Below are 17,124 nucleotides of genomic sequence, written 5' to 3' on the forward strand. Positions count from 1 at the left end.
GACAGCGCACTGTAGGAGCCGGCTTGCCGGCGAAACACCCAGCACAGTCATTGCAGATGCAACTGCCCACTGGCAATCAGCCGGGCATGCCCACCGATCTTCACCCGCTCACCTTCCAGACGACAAAACAATGCGCCACCTCGGGCAGAGCACTGGTAGGCGCTCAACTGCGGCTTATCCAACCGCTTCGCCCAGTAAGGCGCCAGGCAGCAATGGGTGGATCCGGTCACTGGGTCCTCATCGATACCGATGGCGGGGGCAAAATAGCGCGAGACAAAGTCGTGCTGCTCCCCACGCGCAGTCACGATCACCCCGGGCCAGGGCAGTTTCGCCAGCGCCGTCATATCCGGCCGGCACTCACGCACCGCCTGCTCCGACTCCAGCACGGCCAATAGCTCGTTGGCCCCCAGCAATTCGACGACCTCAAGCCCCAGCGCTTGCGCCACCGCCTCCCGCCCTGCCTGGCTGCTCGGGCTGCGCAGCGGGAAATCCAGCCACAACAGCCCCTCTTCACGGGTGACACTCAGGGGCCCGGACTGGCTGAGAAAGTCGATACGCTGCGCGGTCTGGCCATAAACCTCGAACAACACATAGGCAGTGGCCAGGGTTGCATGCCCGCACAACGGCACTTCCGTCACCGGGGTGAACCAGCGAATCCGCCAGCCCTGGGCCTCACGCACGACAAAAGCGGTTTCTGCCAGATTGTGCTCGGCGGCAATTTGCTGCATCAGCCTGTCATCGAGCCAGGACTCAAGCCGGTAAACCATGGCCGGATTACCCGCGAACGGGCGCTCGCTGAACGCATCGACCTGATGAAACTCAAGCTGCATATCCCTTCTCCGTGAATAACTGGCCCCCAGCATGGGCCCTGGCCCCCAACGGGGGACAGACACAGAAGTCGGGATTTTCCTGCATACAGCAGCGGCCCTGGCCGCAGCCGTTGCGACTCAAGGACGACCGATATCGGCGAACCTGGCCTGGGTATGCTCGGCCAGTACCGCCGGCGCCAGCTCGACTTCCAGGCCACGGCGCCCGGCACTGACAAAAATGCTGGCGAACGGCTGCGCACTGTTATCGATAAAGGTCCGCAGGCGCTTCTTCTGCCCCAGCGGGCTGATGCCTCCCAGCAGGTACCCCGTGGCGCGCTGGGCGGCAGCCGGGTCGGCCATTTCAGCCTTCTTCACGCCCGCTGCGTGGGCCAGGGCCTTCAGGTCAAGACTTCCGACGACCGGCACCACCGCCACCAGCAACTCACCCTTTTCACTGCTGGCAAGCAAGGTCTTGAACACCTGCGCAGGATCAAGATCAAGCTTCTCCGCGGCCTCCAGGCCATAGGAGGCGGCCTTGGGGTCATGTTCGTAACTGTGGATGCGATGTTCGGCGCGAACTTTTTTCAGCAGGTCCAGTGCAGGGGTCATGGCAGCTCCAGGCGAGGAATGAAAAGGCAAAACCAAGCGCGCGAATTTTAGGTCATTCACCAGCAAAAGGCTCTATTCCAAGCCTTGATAACCGGCCCGTGTGCCTACGAAAGCAACCATGCCTGTCGTTCCCGCGACTATGCCCCGGAATCATTCATTTGATTGATATCTATAAAATGACCATCCGTTCACTTTCGACCTTTGACAGCGGTGTTTCTTGTCTATATTTTTTCGTTTCTGAATATCATGCGGTAGATCCAAGGTTGTACCCAGTAGCAAGGCGAGGTCGGAATGGGGATTCCGCCTTCGTTTGAAGTCGCGCTCCATGCCTTTTGCAGCAGCGCCAGACAACAACAAAAATCGAGGTTCACATGACAACTGCTCTGCAACAACCGTCGCTATCGGGCCAATGCATCGCCGAGTTTCTGGGTACTGCGCTGTTGATCTTCTTCGGCACCGGTTGTGTCGCCGCGCTCAAGGTCGCGGGGGCCAGCTTCGGCCTATGGGAAATCAGCATCATCTGGGGGATCGGCGTGAGCATGGCGATCTACCTGACCGCCGGAGTTTCCGGCGCGCACCTGAACCCTGCCGTGAGCATCGCCCTGTGCCTGTTCGCCGATTTTGAAAAGCGCAAACTGCCGTTCTACATCCTCGCCCAGATCGCTGGCGCCTTCTGCGCGGCGCTGTTGGTTTACACGCTGTACAGCAACCTGTTCTTCGATTTCGAACAAACCCACCAGATGGTCCGTGGCTCCCAGGCCAGCCTGGAACTGGCCTCGGTGTTCTCCACCTTCCCCAACCCGGCGCTGTCCACTGCCCAGGCGTTCCTAGTGGAGTTGGTGATCACCGCCATCCTGATGGGAGTGATCATGTCCCTGACCGATGACAACAATGGCTTGCCGCGCGGCCCGATGGCTCCGCTGCTGATCGGCCTGCTGATTGCCGTGATCGGCAGTGCCATGGGCCCGCTGACCGGGTTTGCGATGAACCCGGCGCGGGACTTCGGGCCTAAACTGATGACGTTCGTGACCGGCTGGGGTGAAATTTCCTTCACCGGCGGCCGTGATATTCCGTATTTCCTGGTGCCAATCTTCGCTCCGATCCTCGGCGCCTGCCTGGGTGCTGCGGCCTATCGCGGCTTGATTGCCCGCCATTTGCCCAGCGCTGCTGTCGCCCCGGAGGCCGAACAGGTCACCGAAGGCAAAGTCAAAGCTTCCTGAATCCAGTGGCGCGTGATCCTGCCCAAATCGATCGCGCGCCTGTTCTCACTCCCTTATTTCGTCCAAGGCAATCGACATGACCGACATTCAGAATAAGAACTACATCATTGCCCTCGATCAGGGTACGACCAGTTCCCGGGCGATCATTTTCGATCGCGACGCCAACGTGGTCTGCACCGCCCAGCGCGAATTCGCCCAGCATTACCCTCAGGCCGGCTGGGTCGAACATGACCCGATGGAAATCTTCGCCACCCAGAGCGCGGTGATGGTCGAGGCCCTGGCACAAGCCGGCCTGCATCACGACCAGGTGGCCGCCATCGGTATCACCAACCAGCGTGAAACCACTGTGGTCTGGGACAAGAACACCGGCCGGCCGATCTACAACGCCATCGTCTGGCAGTGCCGCCGCAGCACCGAGATCTGCCAGCAGCTCAAGCGCGACGGCCTGGAAGACTACATCCGCGAAACCACCGGCCTGGTGACCGACCCCTACTTCTCCGGCACCAAGCTCAAGTGGATCCTCGACAACGTCGAAGGCAGCCGCGAGCGTGCGCGCAACGGCGAGCTGCTGTTCGGCACCATCGACAGCTGGCTGATCTGGAAATTCACCGGCGGCAAGACCCACGTCACCGACTACACCAACGCCTCGCGCACCATGCTCTTCAACATCCACACCCTGGAGTGGGACGCGAAGATGCTGGAGGTGCTGGACATCCCGCGGGAAATGCTCCCGGAAGTGAAGTCCTCGTCGGAAATATATGGCCGCACCAAGAGCGGCATCGCCATCGGCGGTATCGCCGGCGACCAGCAGGCCGCGCTGTTCGGCCAGATGTGCGTCGAGCCGGGCCAGGCCAAGAACACCTATGGCACCGGCTGCTTCCTGCTGATGAACACCGGCGACAAGGCGGTTAAATCCCAGCACGGCATGCTCACCACTATCGCCTGCGGCCCCCGTGGCGAAGTGGCCTACGCCCTGGAAGGTGCAGTATTCAACGGCGGTTCCACCGTGCAGTGGCTGCGTGATGAACTGAAGATCATCAACGACGCCCACGACACCGAATACTTCGCCGGCAAGGTCAAGGACAGCAACGGCGTGTATCTGGTGCCGGCCTTCACCGGCCTGGGTGCTCCCTACTGGGACCCCTATGCCCGTGGCGCGCTGTTCGGCCTGACCCGCGGCGTGCGCGTGGACCACATCATCCGTGCCGCCCTGGAGTCCATCGCCTACCAGACCCGCGACGTGCTCGACGCCATGCAGCAGGACTCCGGCGAACGCCTCAAAGCCCTGCGGGTGGACGGCGGTGCCGTGGCCAACAACTTCCTCATGCAGTTCCAGGCCGACATCCTCGGCACCCAGGTGGAACGCCCGCAAATGCGTGAAACCACCGCCCTGGGCGCTGCCTACCTGGCGGGCCTGGCCTGCGGTTTCTGGGGCAGCCTGGAAGAACTGCGGGGCAAGGCGGTGATCGAGCGCGAGTTCGAACCACAACTGGCGGAAGCGGAAAAAGAAGGCCTGTACGCAGGCTGGAAGAAGGCCGTCAGCCGCACCCGCGACTGGGAACCCCACGACGAGGCCAAATAAGCCAAGCCGTGGATTGGTAACCGCTTGTAACTGGTAGGGAGGGGATTCCTGCGGCATCATGGGCAAATTTTGCACGGCAGCCCAAAGGAAGCCCCATGAATCTGCCTCCCCGTCAGCAGCAAATCCTCGATCTGGTTCGCGAACGCGGCTACGTCAGCATCGAGGAATTGGCCCAGCTGTTCGTCGTAACCCCGCAAACCATCCGCCGCGATATCAACCAGCTGGCGGAAGCCAATCTGCTGCGCCGCTACCACGGTGGCGCAGCCTATGACTCCAGCGTAGAAAACACCGCCTACGCCATGCGCGCCGACCAGATGCGCGACGAAAAGCAGCGCATCGGCGAAGCCGTTGCCGCGCAGATCCCCGATCACGCCTCGCTGTTCATCAATATCGGCACCACCACCGAATCCATCGCCCGGGCCCTGCTCAATCACAGCCACCTGAAGATCATCACCAACAACCTGCACGTGGCCTCGATGCTCAGCGCCAAGGATGATTTCGACGTACTGCTCACCGGCGGCAATGTGCGCCGTGACGGCGGCGTGGTAGGCCAGGCCAGTGTCGACTTCATCAACCAGTTCAAGGTCGACTTCGCCCTGGTGGGCATCAGTGGCATCGACGAGGACGGCAGCCTGCTGGACTTCGACTACCAGGAAGTGCGGGTATCCCAGGCGATCATCGCCAATGCCCGGCAGGTGATCCTGGCTGCCGACTCCAGCAAGTTCGGGCGCAACGCCATGATCCGCCTGGGGCCCATCAGCCTGATCGATTGCCTGGTCACCGACCAGCAACCGGTACCGGCCCTGACCCAACTGCTCAACCAGCACAAGATCCGCCTCGAAGTGGTCTGACTGCTCTCCCTCCTGCGGATCCGGCCGCGCTCGAACGACGAGCCTCGACGCTTCATCGCTTTCGAAATCGCCGCGGCCGATCCCGCCATCCAGCCCAAGGCAACAGCAGCGGCTACAGTTACCCGTCGACAATGTTCGAAAACTTTCCTTTAGCGCTGCTTCGATCAGTTTTTTCAATCGAAGCACGCTGGATGCGTGCATCTTTATGCGCTAGTATTTTCGAAAATGAACATTAATGTTCGAATTCAAATATCAAAGTAACACGAGGCCTGTCGATGCCCACTTCTACCTTGCCCGCGCGCCCTCTTTCCGAGGTTTACGATATCGCCGTCATTGGCGGTGGGATCAATGGTGTTGGAATTGCCGCCGATGCGGCAGGTCGCGGCCTGTCCGTGTTCCTTTGCGAAAAGGACGACCTGGCCAGCCATACCTCCTCGGCCAGCAGCAAGCTGATCCACGGCGGCCTGCGCTACCTCGAACATTACGAGTTCCGCCTGGTGCGCGAAGCCCTGGCCGAACGCGAAGTGCTGCTGGCCAAGGCCCCGCATATCGTCAAGCCCATGCGTTTCGTCCTGCCGCACCGGCCACACCTGCGCCCGGCCTGGATGATTCGCGCCGGCCTGTTCCTGTATGACCACCTGGGCAAGCGGGAAAAGCTCGCAGGCTCGCGCAGCCTGAAGTTCGGTGCCGACAGCGCCCTGAAGGCCGAAATCACCAAGGGCTTCGAATACTCCGATTGCTGGGTCGACGATGCGCGCCTGGTGGTGCTCAATGCCATGGCCGCCCGCGAACACGGCGCCCACGTTCATACCCAGACCCGCTGCATCAGCGCCCGCCGCAGCAAGGGCCTGTGGCAACTGGAGCTGGAGCGCGCCGATGGCAGCCTGTTCTCCATCAGCGCCAAGGCCCTGGTGAACGCCGCGGGCCCCTGGGTCGCCAAGTTCATCAAGGACGACCTCAAGCTGGAGTCGCCGTACGGTATCCGCCTGATCCAGGGCAGCCACCTGATCGTGCCCAAGCTGTACGAGGGCGAGCACGCGCACATCCTGCAGAACGAGGACCAGCGCATCGTCTTCACCATTCCCTACCTCAACCAGTTCACCCTGATCGGTACCACCGACCGCGAATACACCGGTGACCCGGCCAAGGTGGCGATCACTGAAGGTGAAACCGATTACCTGCTGCAAGTGGTCAATGCGCACTTCAAGAAACAGCTGAGCCGCAGCGATATCCTGCACAGCTATTCCGGCGTTCGCCCGCTGTGCAATGACGAATCCGACAACCCTTCGGCCGTCACCCGCGACTACACCCTGGCCCTTTCCGGCCATGGCGAGGAGGCCCCCCTGCTGTCGGTGTTCGGCGGCAAGCTGACCACCTACCGCAAACTGGCGGAATCGGCGATGGCGCAGCTGGCGCCGTACTTCAAGCAGGCCAAGCCGAGCTGGACAGCCCAGGCCACCCTGCCCGGTGGCGAGAACATGAGCACGCCACAGGCACTGGCAGAAGCCATCCGCAAGAAGTTCGACTGGGTACCCAGCCAGATCGCCCAGCGCTGGGCCACCAGCTACGGCAGCCGTACCTGGCGCCTGCTGGAAGGCGTGCACAGCCTCAGCGACCTGGGCGAACACCTGGGCGGCGGCCTCTATACCCGTGAAGTGGATTACCTGTGCAGCGAGGAATGGGCAGTGAAAGCCCAGGACATTCTCTGGCGCCGGAGCAAGCTCGGGCTGTTCACCACCGAGGCGCAGCAGCAGCAACTGCAGGATTATCTGCAGAAAGTCGAGCACAATCGCGGCAAGATCAAGGCTGCCTGAGCCACATAGGCAAGCAAAGCCCCTGCACCGGAAGGTCCAGGGGCTTTTTTGTGGGCCCGCAGGATTGAACGTTTCGCCGGCAAGCCGGCTCCTACAATGGCAGGGGCGCGTTCGGTTTTCCGAATGGCGAAGCCGCAGGGGTTCGGATAACCGGATACAGCCGCTGAAATCCCCAGGTCATAAATATTCTATAGGCTTGAAAATCAAGGGTTTGACGATGATCAATGGGTCTGGCACGACTCATGCTCTACACTGTGCGACGAATGCCTGTCGTGCCAACACAACAGGAGCCGTCAAGGCATTCGCTGTATAAAAGAGCCGTCGAACTGGCTTCATAAAAAAAACAAATGTCGAGGAAATATTGATGCGCATCGTTCCCCATCTGTTGGGCGCAGCTATCGCTGCCGCTCTGATTAGCACTCCAGTTTTCGCTGCCGAGCTCACCGGCACACTGAAGAAAATCAAAGAGTCCGGCACCATCACCCTCGGACATCGCGACGCTTCCATTCCGTTTTCCTACATCGCTGACGCTTCCGGCGTGCCAGTGGGTTACTCCCACGACATCCAGCTGAAAATCGTCGAAGCGATCAAGAAAGACCTCGACATGCCTGACCTGAAGGTCAAGTACAACCTGGTCACCTCCCAGACCCGTATCCCGCTGGTGCAGAACGGCACCGTGGACGTCGAGTGCGGCTCCACCACCAACAACGTCGAGCGTCAGCAACAAGTCGACTTCTCCGTTGGCATCTTCGAGATCGGCACCCGTCTGCTGTCCAAGAAGGACTCTTCCTACAAGGACTTCGCGGACCTGAAAGGCAAGAACGTGGTAACCACAGCCGGTACCACTTCCGAGCGCATCCTCAAGGCCATGAACGCCGACAAGCAGATGGGCATGAACGTGATCTCCGCCAAGGACCACGGTGAGTCGTTCCAGATGCTGGAATCGGGCCGCGCCGTAGCCTTCATGATGGACGACGCACTGCTGGCCGGTGAAATGGCCAAGGCCAAGAAACCGACCGACTGGGCCGTGACCGGTACCCCTCAGTCCTACGAAATCTACGGCTGCATGGTGCGCAAGGGCGATGCCCCGTTCAAGAAAGCCGTGGATGACGCCATCGTCGCCACCTACAAATCAGGCGAAATCAACAAGATCTACGACAAGTGGTTCCAGTCGCCGATCCCGCCAAAAGGCCTGAACCTGATGTTCCCGATGAGCGACGAGCTCAAGGCCCTGATCGCCAACCCGACCGACAAAGCGGCTGACGACAAAAAGTCCTGATTCCTGACTAACCTTATCTCCTGAAGGGGCCCTGCCCTTTCAGGAGTCTGTCACTACCTGCTGGCATTTTTTGGAAACACTCGAACCGGTGGTTGTCGAGCCGATCGTGTGTGCCTGATCGTCATGATCAGGCGGGAACGGACGTCCCCGGGCGGGTGCTTGTACATCGAACGATCTGAGGGGTAACCCTAATGAATTACAACTGGGACTGGGGCGTGTTCTTCAAGTCCACCGGCGTGGGCAGCGAGACCTATCTCGACTGGTTCATCTCCGGCCTGGGCTGGACCATCGCCATCGCCGTGGTGGCCTGGATCATCGCGCTGCTGCTGGGCTCGATCCTGGGCGTCATGCGCACCGTGCCGAACCGCCTGGTGTCGGGCATCGCCACTGTGTACGTGGAGATCTTCCGCAACGTGCCGCTGCTGGTGCAGCTGTTCATCTGGTACTTCCTGGTGCCGGACCTGCTGCCGGAGAACCTCCAGGAGTGGTACAAGCAGGACCTCAACCCGACCACCTCGGCCTACCTGAGCGTTGTCGTGTGCCTGGGCCTGTTCACCGCCGCACGGGTTTGCGAACAGGTACGTACCGGTATCCAGGCCCTGCCCCGTGGCCAGGAATCCGCCGCACGCGCCATGGGCTTCTCGCTGCCGCAGATCTACTGGAACGTGCTGCTGCCCCAGGCCTACCGGATCATCATTCCGCCGCTCACCTCGGAATTCCTCAACGTATTCAAGAACTCCTCCGTGGCGTCGCTGATCGGCTTGATGGAATTGCTGGCCCAGACCAAGCAGACCGCCGAGTTCTCGGCCAACCTGTTCGAAGCCTTCACCCTGGCTACCCTGATCTACTTCACCCTGAACATGAGCCTGATGCTGCTGATGCGCCTGGTGGAGAAGAAAGTTTCGGTCCCCGGCCTGATCTCCGTGGGAGGTAAATAATGGAATTCGACTTCTCGGGCATCATCCCGGCCATTCCCGGCCTGTGGAACGGCATGCTGATGACCCTCAAGCTGATGGTCATGGGTGTGGTCGGCGGGATCATCCTCGGTACCTTGCTGGCCTTGATGCGCTTGTCTCACAACAAGCTGCTGTCGAACCTGGCGGGCGCCTACGTCAACTACTTCCGCTCGATCCCGCTGCTGCTGGTGATCACCTGGTTCTACCTGGCGGTGCCTTTCGTGCTGCGCTGGATCACCGGCGAAGACACCCCGATCGGCGCATTCACCTCGTGCATCGTGGCCTTCATGATGTTCGAAGCGGCGTACTTCTGCGAAATCGTCCGTGCCGGCGTGCAGTCGATCCCCAAGGGCCAGATGGGCGCCGCCCAGGCACTGGGCATGAGCTATGGCCAGACCATGCGCCTGATCATCCTGCCCCAGGCGTTCCGCAAGATGACCCCGCTGCTGCTGCAGCAGAGCATCATCCTGTTCCAGGACACCTCCCTGGTGTACACCGTGGGCCTGGTGGATTTCCTCAACGCCTCGCGGTCCAGCGGCGACATCATCGGCCGCTCCAATGAATTCCTGATCATCGCTGGTCTGGTCTATTTCACAATCAGCTTTGCCGCCTCGCTGCTGGTCAAGCGTCTGCAAAAAAGGTTCGCCGTATGATCTCTATCAAGAACATCAACAAGTGGTATGGGGACTTCCAGGTGCTGACCGATTGCAGCACCGAGGTCAAGAAAGGTGAAGTGGTGGTGGTCTGCGGGCCGTCCGGCTCCGGCAAGTCGACCCTGATCAAGTGCGTCAACGCCCTGGAACCCTTCCAGAAAGGCGACATCGTGGTGGACGGCACTTCCATCGCCGACCCCAAGACCAACCTGCCGAAACTGCGTTCCCGCGTGGGCATGGTGTTCCAGCATTTCGAGCTGTTCCCGCACCTGACCATCACCGAGAACCTGACCATCGCGCAGATCAAGGTGCTGGGCCGCAGCAAGGAAGAGGCCACCAAGAAAGGCCTGCAACTGCTGGACCGCGTCGGCCTCGCCGCCCACGCCCACAAGCACCCGGGGCAACTCTCCGGTGGCCAGCAACAACGTGTGGCCATCGCCCGCGCCCTGGCCATGGACCCGATCGTCATGCTGTTCGACGAACCGACCTCGGCCCTGGACCCGGAAATGGTCAACGAAGTGCTGGACGTCATGGTGCAACTGGCCCATGAAGGCATGACCATGATGTGCGTGACCCACGAAATGGGCTTTGCCCGCAAAGTGGCGAACCGGGTGATCTTCATGGACAAGGGCCAGATCATTGAGGACTGCCAGAAAGAAGAGTTCTTCGGCGATATCAGCGCCCGCTCCGAACGTGCGCAGCACTTCCTCGAGAAGATCCTGCAGCACTAAAACCCGCGTTCCTGTAGGCGCCGGCTTGCCTGCGACGGGACGGTATCTGACTCCCCTATCGTCAGTGCCGCCCTGGTCGCCGGCAAGCCGGCTCCTACAGACACTGCGCAGTGGTTGACCCAAGGCATCTGTGATGAAATGCGACCCCACTCTCTATCGCGCCGCGCCGCCATCACTCGCCGTGAAACCCCGCCTGATCCGACATCTGTTCCTGCCGCCCCTGGTCATCCTGCTGATGATCGGCCTGGGCTACGTCGGGTTCTGGATCAGCGAGCACAACGGCATCCGCACCCTCGGCGAAAATGGCCAGCGCCAGCTGGAGCTGCATGCCCGCGCCGTAGAAAGTGAGATCAGCAAGTACACCTATCTGCCGAGCCTGCTGGAACTGGAATCCAGTGTTTCCCAGCTGCTGGGCGATCCTTCGCCGGAACACCGGCAAACCGTCAATCAATACCTCGAAGGCCTGAACCGCCGCAGCCGCAGCCGGGCCATCTATGTCATGGACACCACGGGCCGGGTGGTGGCCACCAGCAACTGGCGTGACGTCGACAGCTACCTGGGCGAAGACCTGTCGTTCCGGGCCTATTACCAGAACGCCGTGCGCGGCCAGCCCGGGCGCTTCTACGGCATCGGCAGCACCAACGGCGAACCTGGCTACTACCTGGCCCATGGCCTGGAAGAACAAGGCAAGATCATCGGCGTGGCGGTGGTCAAGGTACGCCTGGAGGCCCTGGAGGAACGCTGGCAGCGTGCCCGCCTGGAAGCCTTCGTCAGCGACGAGAACGGCATCATCATCCTGTCCAGCGACCCGGCGCGCCGCCTCAAGTCGGTCCGCCCGCTCAGCGACGACACCAAGGAACGCCTGGCCCGCAGCCTGCAATATTACTGGTTCCCCCTCAACGAACTGGAACCCCTGGCCCGGGAACGCCTGGCCGAAGGCGTGGAAAAGCTGACCTTTCCGGCCAACACCGAACTGGTGTCCGACGAGAAAGCCATCAGCTACCTGTCCCAGACCCGGCCCCTGAGCGATACCCCCTGGAACTTCACCCTGCTCACCCCGTTGCAGGACCTGCGCCGCGAAGCCATCAACCAGGGCATCCTGGTGGCGGTGGCCTTTGCCCTGGTGGCCTTTCTGCTGATCGCCTGGAACGAACGGCGCAAGGTCATCGCCACTCGCCTGGCCGCCCGTGAAGCCCTGCAGGAAGCCAATAGCCAGCTGGAACGGCGGATCACCGAACGCACCGCCGACCTGCGGGCCAGCAACGAACGGCTCAAGGGCCAGATCCGCGAACGCCGCCAGGCCGAGGAAACCCTGCGCCGCGCCCAGGACGAACTGGTCCAGGCCGGCAAGCTGGCGGCCATCGGCCAGATGTCCACCAGCATCGCCCACGAACTGAACCAGCCCCTGGCAGCCTTGCGTACCTTGTCCGGCAACACCGTGCGCTTCCTCGAACGCGGCGCCCTGGACACCGCCAGCGCCAACCTCAAGACCATCAATGAACTGATCGACCGCATGGGCCGCATCACCGCCAGCCTGCGCTCCTTCGCCCGCCGTGGCGACGACCAGGGCCAGGCCAGCCTGGACAAGGCCGTTGACGCAGCCCTGCAAGTGCTCAATGCGCGCCTCGAACCCCTGCCCCTGCAACTGCACCGCGACTTCACCGAGCAGACCCTGCAGATCGACCAGACCCGCCTGGAGCAGATCCTGGTCAACCTGATCGGCAATGCCCTGGATGCCATGCAGGCCCAACCGGAGCCGCAATTGTGGCTGGAGGGCGAATTCAGCGAGGGCAAGTACCGCCTGCGGGTGCGCGACAACGGCCACGGCATCGATCTTGAAGCGCGCAAGCACCTGTTCGAACCCTTCTTCACCACCAAACCCGGCGAGCAGGGCCTGGGCCTCGGCCTGACCCTGTCCGCCAGCCTCGCCGCCGCCACCGGCGGCAGCCTGGGGGTGGAACACCCGGCAAGCGGCGGCACCGCCTTTGTCCTCAGCTTGCCCCTGGCAAGCCCCACTCAAGCCGAGCCGATATGAACAACGAGCTGACCGTGCTGATCGTCGAAGACGACCCCCATGTCCTGCTGGGTTGCCAACAGGCCCTGGCCCTGGAAGACATTCCCTGCATCGGTGTGGGCAGCGCCGAAGAAGCCCTGGCCCAGGTCGGTGAAAACTTTCCCGGCATCGTGGTCAGCGATATTCGCCTGCCGGGCATCGATGGCCTGGAACTGCTGAACCGCCTCAAGGCCCGGGACCGCAGCCTGCCGGTGGTGCTGATCACTGGCCACGGCGATATTTCCATGGCCGTGGGCGCCATGCAGAAAGGCGCCTACGACTTCATGGAAAAACCCTTCTCCCCCGAGCGCCTGGTGGATGTGGCCCGCCGCGCCCTGGAGCAACGGGGCCTGGCCCGGGAAGTGACCTCGCTGCGCCGCCAACTGGCCGAACGCAGTTCCCTGGAAGGGCGGATCATCGGCCGCTCGCCGGCCATGCAGAACCTGCGGGAGCTGATCGCCAACGTTGCCGATACCTCGGCCAACGTGCTGATCGAAGGCGAGACCGGCACCGGCAAGGAACTGGTCGCCCGTTGCCTGCACGACTTCAGCCGGCGCCACCAGCAGCAGTTCGTCGCCCTGAATTGCGGCGGCCTGCCCGAGAACCTCTTCGAAAGCGAGATCTTCGGCCACGAGGCCAACGCCTTCACCGGCGCCGGCAAACGGCGCATCGGCAAGATCGAGCACGCCCACCAGGGCACGCTATTCCTCGACGAAGTGGAAAGCATGCCGATCAACCTGCAGATCAAGCTCTTGCGAGTGTTGCAGGAGCGTACCCTGGAGCGCCTCGGTTCCAACCAGAGCGTGGCCGTGGATTGCCGGGTGATCGCCGCCACCAAGTCGGACCTGGACGAAATGAGCCGGGCCAAGGAGTTTCGCAGCGACCTGTACTACCGCCTCAACGTGGTGACCCTGGAACTGCCGCCCCTGCGCGAACGCCGCGAAGACATCCTGCAGTTGTTCGAGCATTTCCTGCAGCAGTCGTCCCTGCGCTTTGACCGCGCGGTGCCGGAGCTGGACAACCAGACCCTGTCGACCCTCATGAGCCACGACTGGCCGGGCAACGTGCGCGAGTTGCGCAACGTCGCCGAACGCTTTGCCCTCGGCCTGCCGGCCTTCAAGAAGCCCGGCAGCAGTGTCGCCCAGGGGCTGGGCTTTGCAGAGGCGGTGGAAGCCTTCGAGCGCAACCTGCTCAACGATGCCTTGCAGCGCAGCGGCGGCAACCTGACCCAGGCCAGCCAGGAGCTGGGCATGGCCAAGACCACCCTGTTCGACAAGGTCAAGAAGTACGGCCTGAGCCACTAACCCAAGGCGCGAGTAACCATGGATCTATTGTTGAAGGCCGCCCTGGGCGCGGCGGTGGTGGTGATTCTGGCGGCCCTGGCCAAGACCCGGAACTACTACATCGCCGGCCTGGTGCCGCTGTTCCCGACCTTTGCCCTGATCGCCCACTACATCGTCGGCAAGGGCCGCTCCCTCGATGACCTGAAGACCACCATCCTGTTCGGCATGTGGTCGATCATTCCCTACTTCGTCTACCTAGCGACCCTGTATGTGATGGTCGACCGCCTGCGCCTGGAAGCTTCCCTGGCAGTGGCTGCCGTGGCCTGGCTGATCGCCGCGACGATCCTGGTCAGCGTCTGGGTGCGCCTGCACGCCTGAGCTCCCGCCCTTCCTGTAGGAGCGAGCTTGCTCGCGAAGCCGGTGCCGCGGTCTGTCGCCGGCCACCCTGGCCCGACCCTTGCATTTACCCGGCAAAGCCCGTCCAGCCTGCGTTCGAGCGGTATCACGCAGTTTTCTGGAGGGCGCTGCCATGGGTAAAGAACACTTTGAATATCTTAGATCTCGACCACAGCCTGACCGCCCAGGAGCCGATCATCCGACGCCTGAACAGCGGCCAGGCGCGGCGTCTCGACCTGCTGGACCTGGGGCCCAAGCTGCGCCTGTGGTCCACCGAGCGCACCTACCGTCACTTCACCGAACGCCTGCGCCAGCGGCCCCGCCACAGCGGCCCGCAGCCGGAAATCTTCTTTGTCGGCTCCGGTGACTATCACCACCTGACCCCGGCCTTTCTCGGCGACCTGCAAGAGCCGGTGAGCCTGATCCACTTCGACAACCACCCGGACTGGGTGCGCCTGGCTCCGCGCCGGCATTGCGGCTCCTGGGTCAACCGGGCGCTGAAACTGCCGCACATCCAGCGCATCGTCACCCTTGGCCCCTGCAGCGAAGACCTGCACAACCCACAACTGCGCGGCGGCAACGTCGCCGCCCTCAAGCACGGCAAGCTGCAGCTGTTCCCCTGGCAGCACGCGCCGTCCAAGGTCTGGGGGCGGGTCGGCGACGGCGCCGGGCACCAGCAGCAGGAAAACCACCTGCATTGGCGCAACCTGGCGGAACTGGACTGGCAGGCCTTTCTCGAACAGATGATCGACAGCCTGCCCACCGAGGCGATCTGGATCACCATCGACAAGGATGTGCTGGCCAGCGAAGACGCCGCCACCAACTGGGACCAGGGCGGCATGCGCCTGACCCACCTGCTGCAGGCCCTGCGCACCCTGGCCGCGCGCAAGCGGATCCTGGGCATCGACGTCTGCGGCGAGTTCGCCCAGCCGGCCTTCAGCAACGCCTTCAAACGCTGGGAAGCCAAGTCCGACCAGCCTCCGGCCGAGCGCTGGAGCCAGGACGACCTGCTGCGCAACTCGGTGACCAATGAAGCCCTGATCTCGCTGTTCGAGGAGCTGTTCCCGTGACCCTGACCGTTGTTCTGCTGGTGGCCTTTTCCATTGTCCTGGACGTGGTCGGCCAGCTCTGTTTCAAACTCGGCCTGGACCGCCTGCCAGAGCTGGAAGGCGGTTTTCGCCTGAACGCTTTCTGGGGCCAGGTGTTCAACGCGCCCTTGCTGTGGTGCGGCATCGGCGCCTACGCCATCGAGTTCTTCGTCTGGCTCGAAGCCCTGTCCCGGGCGCCCCTGAGCCTGCTGTTCCCCGCGGCGGCCCTGGCCTATTGCGGCGTGGTACTGGCGGGCAAGGTGGTGCTGGGCGAGACCGTCAGCCGCCGTCGCTGGCTCGGCACCCTGGTGATCACCGCCGGGGTGATGCTGGTGTGCGTGGCCAGTACCTGAGCCTTGTTCAACGAATAGAAGGAAACGTTTCATGAGTTCGAACACCTCCCACGGCTGGCTGCACGAGCGTCTGGGCACCATCGTGCTCTGGGCCCTGCTCATCGGCTTCGAGAGCGCCGGGCAGATCGCCACCAAGGTTGGCGGCGACCAGTTGGGCCAGATGGATTTCAACCTGCAATGGCTGGCGGCGGTCGCGGTCAACCCCGGGGTGCTGATGGCGATTGCCTGCTATATCGGCGCGTTTTTCGTGTGGATGCTGATCCTGCGGCGCAGCAGCCTGTCCCTGGCCTTCCCCTTGAGCTCCCTGGTATTCGTGGTGGTGCTGCTGGGCTCGTGGCTGGGCCTGGGCGAGCAGATCAGCCTGCTGCACTGGGTCGGGGTCTTTGTGATCATCGGCGGGATTGCCCTCTTGGCGGAGGGTGAAGAGGCCTGAGGGCCTCTTTGCTACAGCGAAGGGACGTTGTGCAGGAGCCGGCTTGCCGGCGAAGGCGATCTTGCCGGCCCCTTCGCTGGCAAGCCAGCTCCTACAGCCACGGGGTTTAGGCCTTGCGGTGGGACACCAGGAAACCCAGGCCGTGGGACACCGGAATCACTCTCACCCCGGCAGCCCGTTGCTGCTCGCGGATCTCGCGGTGGAAAGCCTTGACCTTGGTCCAGTGCATCTTCGGCCGGTAGTGATGCTCGGCGTGGTAGCCGTTGTTCATCCAGATCAGGTTGTACAGCGGGCTGTAGGAGCTCACGCCCCAGGCGATCGGCAGGTCCGGGTTGCCCCCCAGGTGCTCGTAGTAGCCATTGAGCGACGACAGTGACTGCCCCAGGTACCAGAACGGCAGCAGCACCAGCACCGCATGCCAGTCATACAGCGCCAGAACCAGGTAGAAGGCGACCGTGACGCCGATTTCCACCTTTACCCAACGGGCATCATCAGGCCGCTTGCGCTGCATTTCCTGGTAGATCTCCTTGGGGTCGTCGCGGAAAAAGCTCAGGAAGGTGTAGGCCCAGGGATTGTCCGGCTGGCCATCCTTGCCATGCAGGTAGATGGAGAGCGGGTCGACGGTCTTGCCATTGGCGTCCGGCAGATCGGAGTTGCCCCGGTGGTGGCGGTTGTGGATGTCGCGGTACAGGGTCTGGGAAAAACCTATGGTCACCGACAGCAGCAGGTCGAAGCCGCGGTTCATCCACCCGGGGGTGAAATAGGCGTTGTGGATCTGGTTATGGGAAATGCTGTTGATGCTCCACGACAGGCTGACTGCGTAGAGCAGCGCCGCCGGCAGGATGACCCACCAGGACAGGGCGTGGAAATCCAGCACCAACCACAGCACAAAGGCGAAATGCGCCAGGGCCATGGCAATCGGGATCAGGTCCCAGAGGGAATAGGCGAGTAGACGATAGGCAGGTCGAGCCATGAAGAACTTCCTGAGAAATTGAATTCATGGCGACCATTGCA

General features: G+C 62.3%; 17 protein-coding genes. 14 read left to right on the top strand and 3 right to left on the bottom strand.

Annotated features, from left to right (window positions below):
• Positions 1-47 precede the first annotated feature (47 nt).
• Both AC1RMG_RS15705 and ybaK read right to left on the bottom strand, forming a co-directional pair.
• Positions 48-830, bottom strand: coding sequence for a PhzF family phenazine biosynthesis protein (locus AC1RMG_RS15705; protein ID WP_493169585.1), 783 nt, complete (start codon positions 828-830; stop codon positions 48-50).
• 117 nt (positions 831-947) lie between these two features.
• Positions 948-1,418: a Cys-tRNA(Pro) deacylase gene (gene ybaK / locus AC1RMG_RS15710; RefSeq protein WP_011063120.1), complete on the bottom strand. Its 471-nt coding sequence runs from the start codon at positions 1,416-1,418 to the stop codon at positions 948-950.
• A gap of 371 nt (positions 1,419-1,789) precedes the next feature.
• Between ybaK and AC1RMG_RS15715 the strand changes: the two genes are divergently transcribed.
• From AC1RMG_RS15715 to AC1RMG_RS15780, 14 genes are all read left to right on the top strand, one after another.
• Positions 1,790-2,638, top strand: a complete 849-nt coding sequence (locus tag AC1RMG_RS15715) for an MIP/aquaporin family protein (RefSeq protein ID WP_015636822.1) — start codon at positions 1,790-1,792, stop codon at positions 2,636-2,638.
• A gap of 76 nt (positions 2,639-2,714) precedes the next feature.
• Positions 2,715-4,220, top strand: coding sequence for a glycerol kinase GlpK (glpK, locus tag AC1RMG_RS15720; protein WP_019093252.1), 1,506 nt, complete (start codon positions 2,715-2,717; stop codon positions 4,218-4,220).
• Positions 4,221-4,315: 95 nt separating this feature from the next.
• Positions 4,316-5,071, top strand: a complete 756-nt coding sequence (locus AC1RMG_RS15725; protein WP_011063123.1) for a DeoR/GlpR family transcriptional regulator — start codon at positions 4,316-4,318, stop codon at positions 5,069-5,071.
• A 275-nt stretch (positions 5,072-5,346) separates the two neighbouring features.
• Positions 5,347-6,885, top strand: coding sequence for a glycerol-3-phosphate dehydrogenase (gene glpD / locus AC1RMG_RS15730; RefSeq protein WP_015636824.1), 1,539 nt, complete (start codon positions 5,347-5,349; stop codon positions 6,883-6,885).
• 364 nt (positions 6,886-7,249) lie between these two features.
• A complete protein-coding gene (locus AC1RMG_RS15735) occupies positions 7,250-8,164 on the top strand; it encodes a glutamate/aspartate ABC transporter substrate-binding protein (protein WP_011063125.1) in 915 nt (304 codons plus the stop codon).
• A 191-nt stretch (positions 8,165-8,355) separates the two neighbouring features.
• Positions 8,356-9,102 carry an amino acid ABC transporter permease gene (locus tag AC1RMG_RS15740; RefSeq protein WP_011063126.1) on the top strand — a complete coding sequence of 249 codons (747 nt, stop codon included), beginning with the start codon at positions 8,356-8,358 and terminating at the stop codon, positions 9,100-9,102.
• Entirely contained in the window at positions 9,102-9,773 is a 672-nt protein-coding gene (locus tag AC1RMG_RS15745) for an amino acid ABC transporter permease (RefSeq protein ID WP_011063127.1), read from the top strand. Before AC1RMG_RS15740 ends, AC1RMG_RS15745 begins: the two co-directional genes overlap by 1 nt.
• Positions 9,770-10,504 carry an amino acid ABC transporter ATP-binding protein gene (locus tag AC1RMG_RS15750; RefSeq protein ID WP_011063128.1) on the top strand — a complete coding sequence of 245 codons (735 nt, stop codon included), beginning with the start codon at positions 9,770-9,772 and terminating at the stop codon, positions 10,502-10,504. Before AC1RMG_RS15745 ends, AC1RMG_RS15750 begins: the two co-directional genes overlap by 4 nt.
• 133 nt (positions 10,505-10,637) lie before the next feature.
• A complete protein-coding gene (aauS, locus tag AC1RMG_RS15755; RefSeq protein ID WP_015636825.1) occupies positions 10,638-12,539 on the top strand; it encodes a two-component sensor histidine kinase AauS in 1,902 nt (633 codons plus the stop codon).
• The gene (gene aauR / locus AC1RMG_RS15760; protein WP_011063130.1) at positions 12,536-13,861 is read left to right on the top strand and encodes a two-component response regulator AauR; all 1,326 of its coding nucleotides are present in this window, start codon (positions 12,536-12,538) and stop codon (positions 13,859-13,861) included. The genes aauS and aauR overlap by 4 nt, the downstream gene beginning before the upstream one ends.
• Before the next feature lie 27 nt (positions 13,862-13,888).
• Positions 13,889-14,218: a GlpM family protein gene (locus AC1RMG_RS15765; protein ID WP_169892259.1), complete on the top strand. Its 330-nt coding sequence runs from the start codon at positions 13,889-13,891 to the stop codon at positions 14,216-14,218.
• A gap of 167 nt (positions 14,219-14,385) precedes the next feature.
• Complete coding sequence (locus AC1RMG_RS15770; protein WP_011063132.1) at positions 14,386-15,306, top strand: arginase family protein; 921 nt, start codon at positions 14,386-14,388, stop codon at positions 15,304-15,306.
• Positions 15,303-15,677 (top strand): DMT family transporter, encoded by a 375-nt coding sequence (locus AC1RMG_RS15775; RefSeq protein ID WP_011063133.1) that lies wholly within the window; start codon positions 15,303-15,305, stop codon positions 15,675-15,677. The genes AC1RMG_RS15770 and AC1RMG_RS15775 overlap by 4 nt, the downstream gene beginning before the upstream one ends.
• Before the next feature lie 31 nt (positions 15,678-15,708).
• Positions 15,709-16,110, top strand: coding sequence for a DMT family transporter (locus AC1RMG_RS15780; RefSeq protein ID WP_011063134.1), 402 nt, complete (start codon positions 15,709-15,711; stop codon positions 16,108-16,110).
• A 106-nt stretch (positions 16,111-16,216) separates the two neighbouring features.
• Here AC1RMG_RS15780 and AC1RMG_RS15785 read toward each other — a convergent pair whose 3' ends face one another.
• Positions 16,217-17,083, bottom strand: a complete 867-nt coding sequence (locus AC1RMG_RS15785; RefSeq protein ID WP_493169588.1) for a fatty acid desaturase family protein — start codon at positions 17,081-17,083, stop codon at positions 16,217-16,219.
• Positions 17,084-17,124: the final 41 nt, after the last annotated feature.

It is taken from the genome of Pseudomonas sp. GW822-FHT04H02, assembly GCF_058800645.1.

Bases quoted from the DNA above. Each gene is read 5' to 3' on its own strand.
- AC1RMG_RS15735 (WP_011063125.1), top strand. From the start codon at position 7,250: ATGCGCATCGTTCCCCATCTGTTGGGCGCAGCTATCGCTGCCGCTCTG.
- aauR (WP_011063130.1), top strand. From the start codon at position 12,536: ATGAACAACGAGCTGACCGTGCTGATCGTCGAAGACGACCCCCATGTC.
- AC1RMG_RS15705 (WP_493169585.1), bottom strand. From the start codon at position 830: ATGCAGCTTGAGTTTCATCAGGTCGATGCGTTCAGCGAGCGCCCGTTC.
- glpD (WP_015636824.1), top strand. From the start codon at position 5,347: ATGCCCACTTCTACCTTGCCCGCGCGCCCTCTTTCCGAGGTTTACGAT.
- AC1RMG_RS15780 (WP_011063134.1), top strand. From the start codon at position 15,709: ATGAGTTCGAACACCTCCCACGGCTGGCTGCACGAGCGTCTGGGCACC.
- AC1RMG_RS15740 (WP_011063126.1), top strand. From the start codon at position 8,356: ATGAATTACAACTGGGACTGGGGCGTGTTCTTCAAGTCCACCGGCGTG.
- ybaK (WP_011063120.1), bottom strand. From the start codon at position 1,418: ATGACCCCTGCACTGGACCTGCTGAAAAAAGTTCGCGCCGAACATCGC.
- AC1RMG_RS15715 (WP_015636822.1), top strand. From the start codon at position 1,790: ATGACAACTGCTCTGCAACAACCGTCGCTATCGGGCCAATGCATCGCC.
- AC1RMG_RS15725 (WP_011063123.1), top strand. From the start codon at position 4,316: ATGAATCTGCCTCCCCGTCAGCAGCAAATCCTCGATCTGGTTCGCGAA.
- AC1RMG_RS15745 (WP_011063127.1), top strand. From the start codon at position 9,102: ATGGAATTCGACTTCTCGGGCATCATCCCGGCCATTCCCGGCCTGTGG.
- AC1RMG_RS15750 (WP_011063128.1), top strand. From the start codon at position 9,770: ATGATCTCTATCAAGAACATCAACAAGTGGTATGGGGACTTCCAGGTG.
- aauS (WP_015636825.1), top strand. From the start codon at position 10,638: ATGAAATGCGACCCCACTCTCTATCGCGCCGCGCCGCCATCACTCGCC.
- glpK (WP_019093252.1), top strand. From the start codon at position 2,715: ATGACCGACATTCAGAATAAGAACTACATCATTGCCCTCGATCAGGGT.
- AC1RMG_RS15785 (WP_493169588.1), bottom strand. From the start codon at position 17,083: ATGGCTCGACCTGCCTATCGTCTACTCGCCTATTCCCTCTGGGACCTG.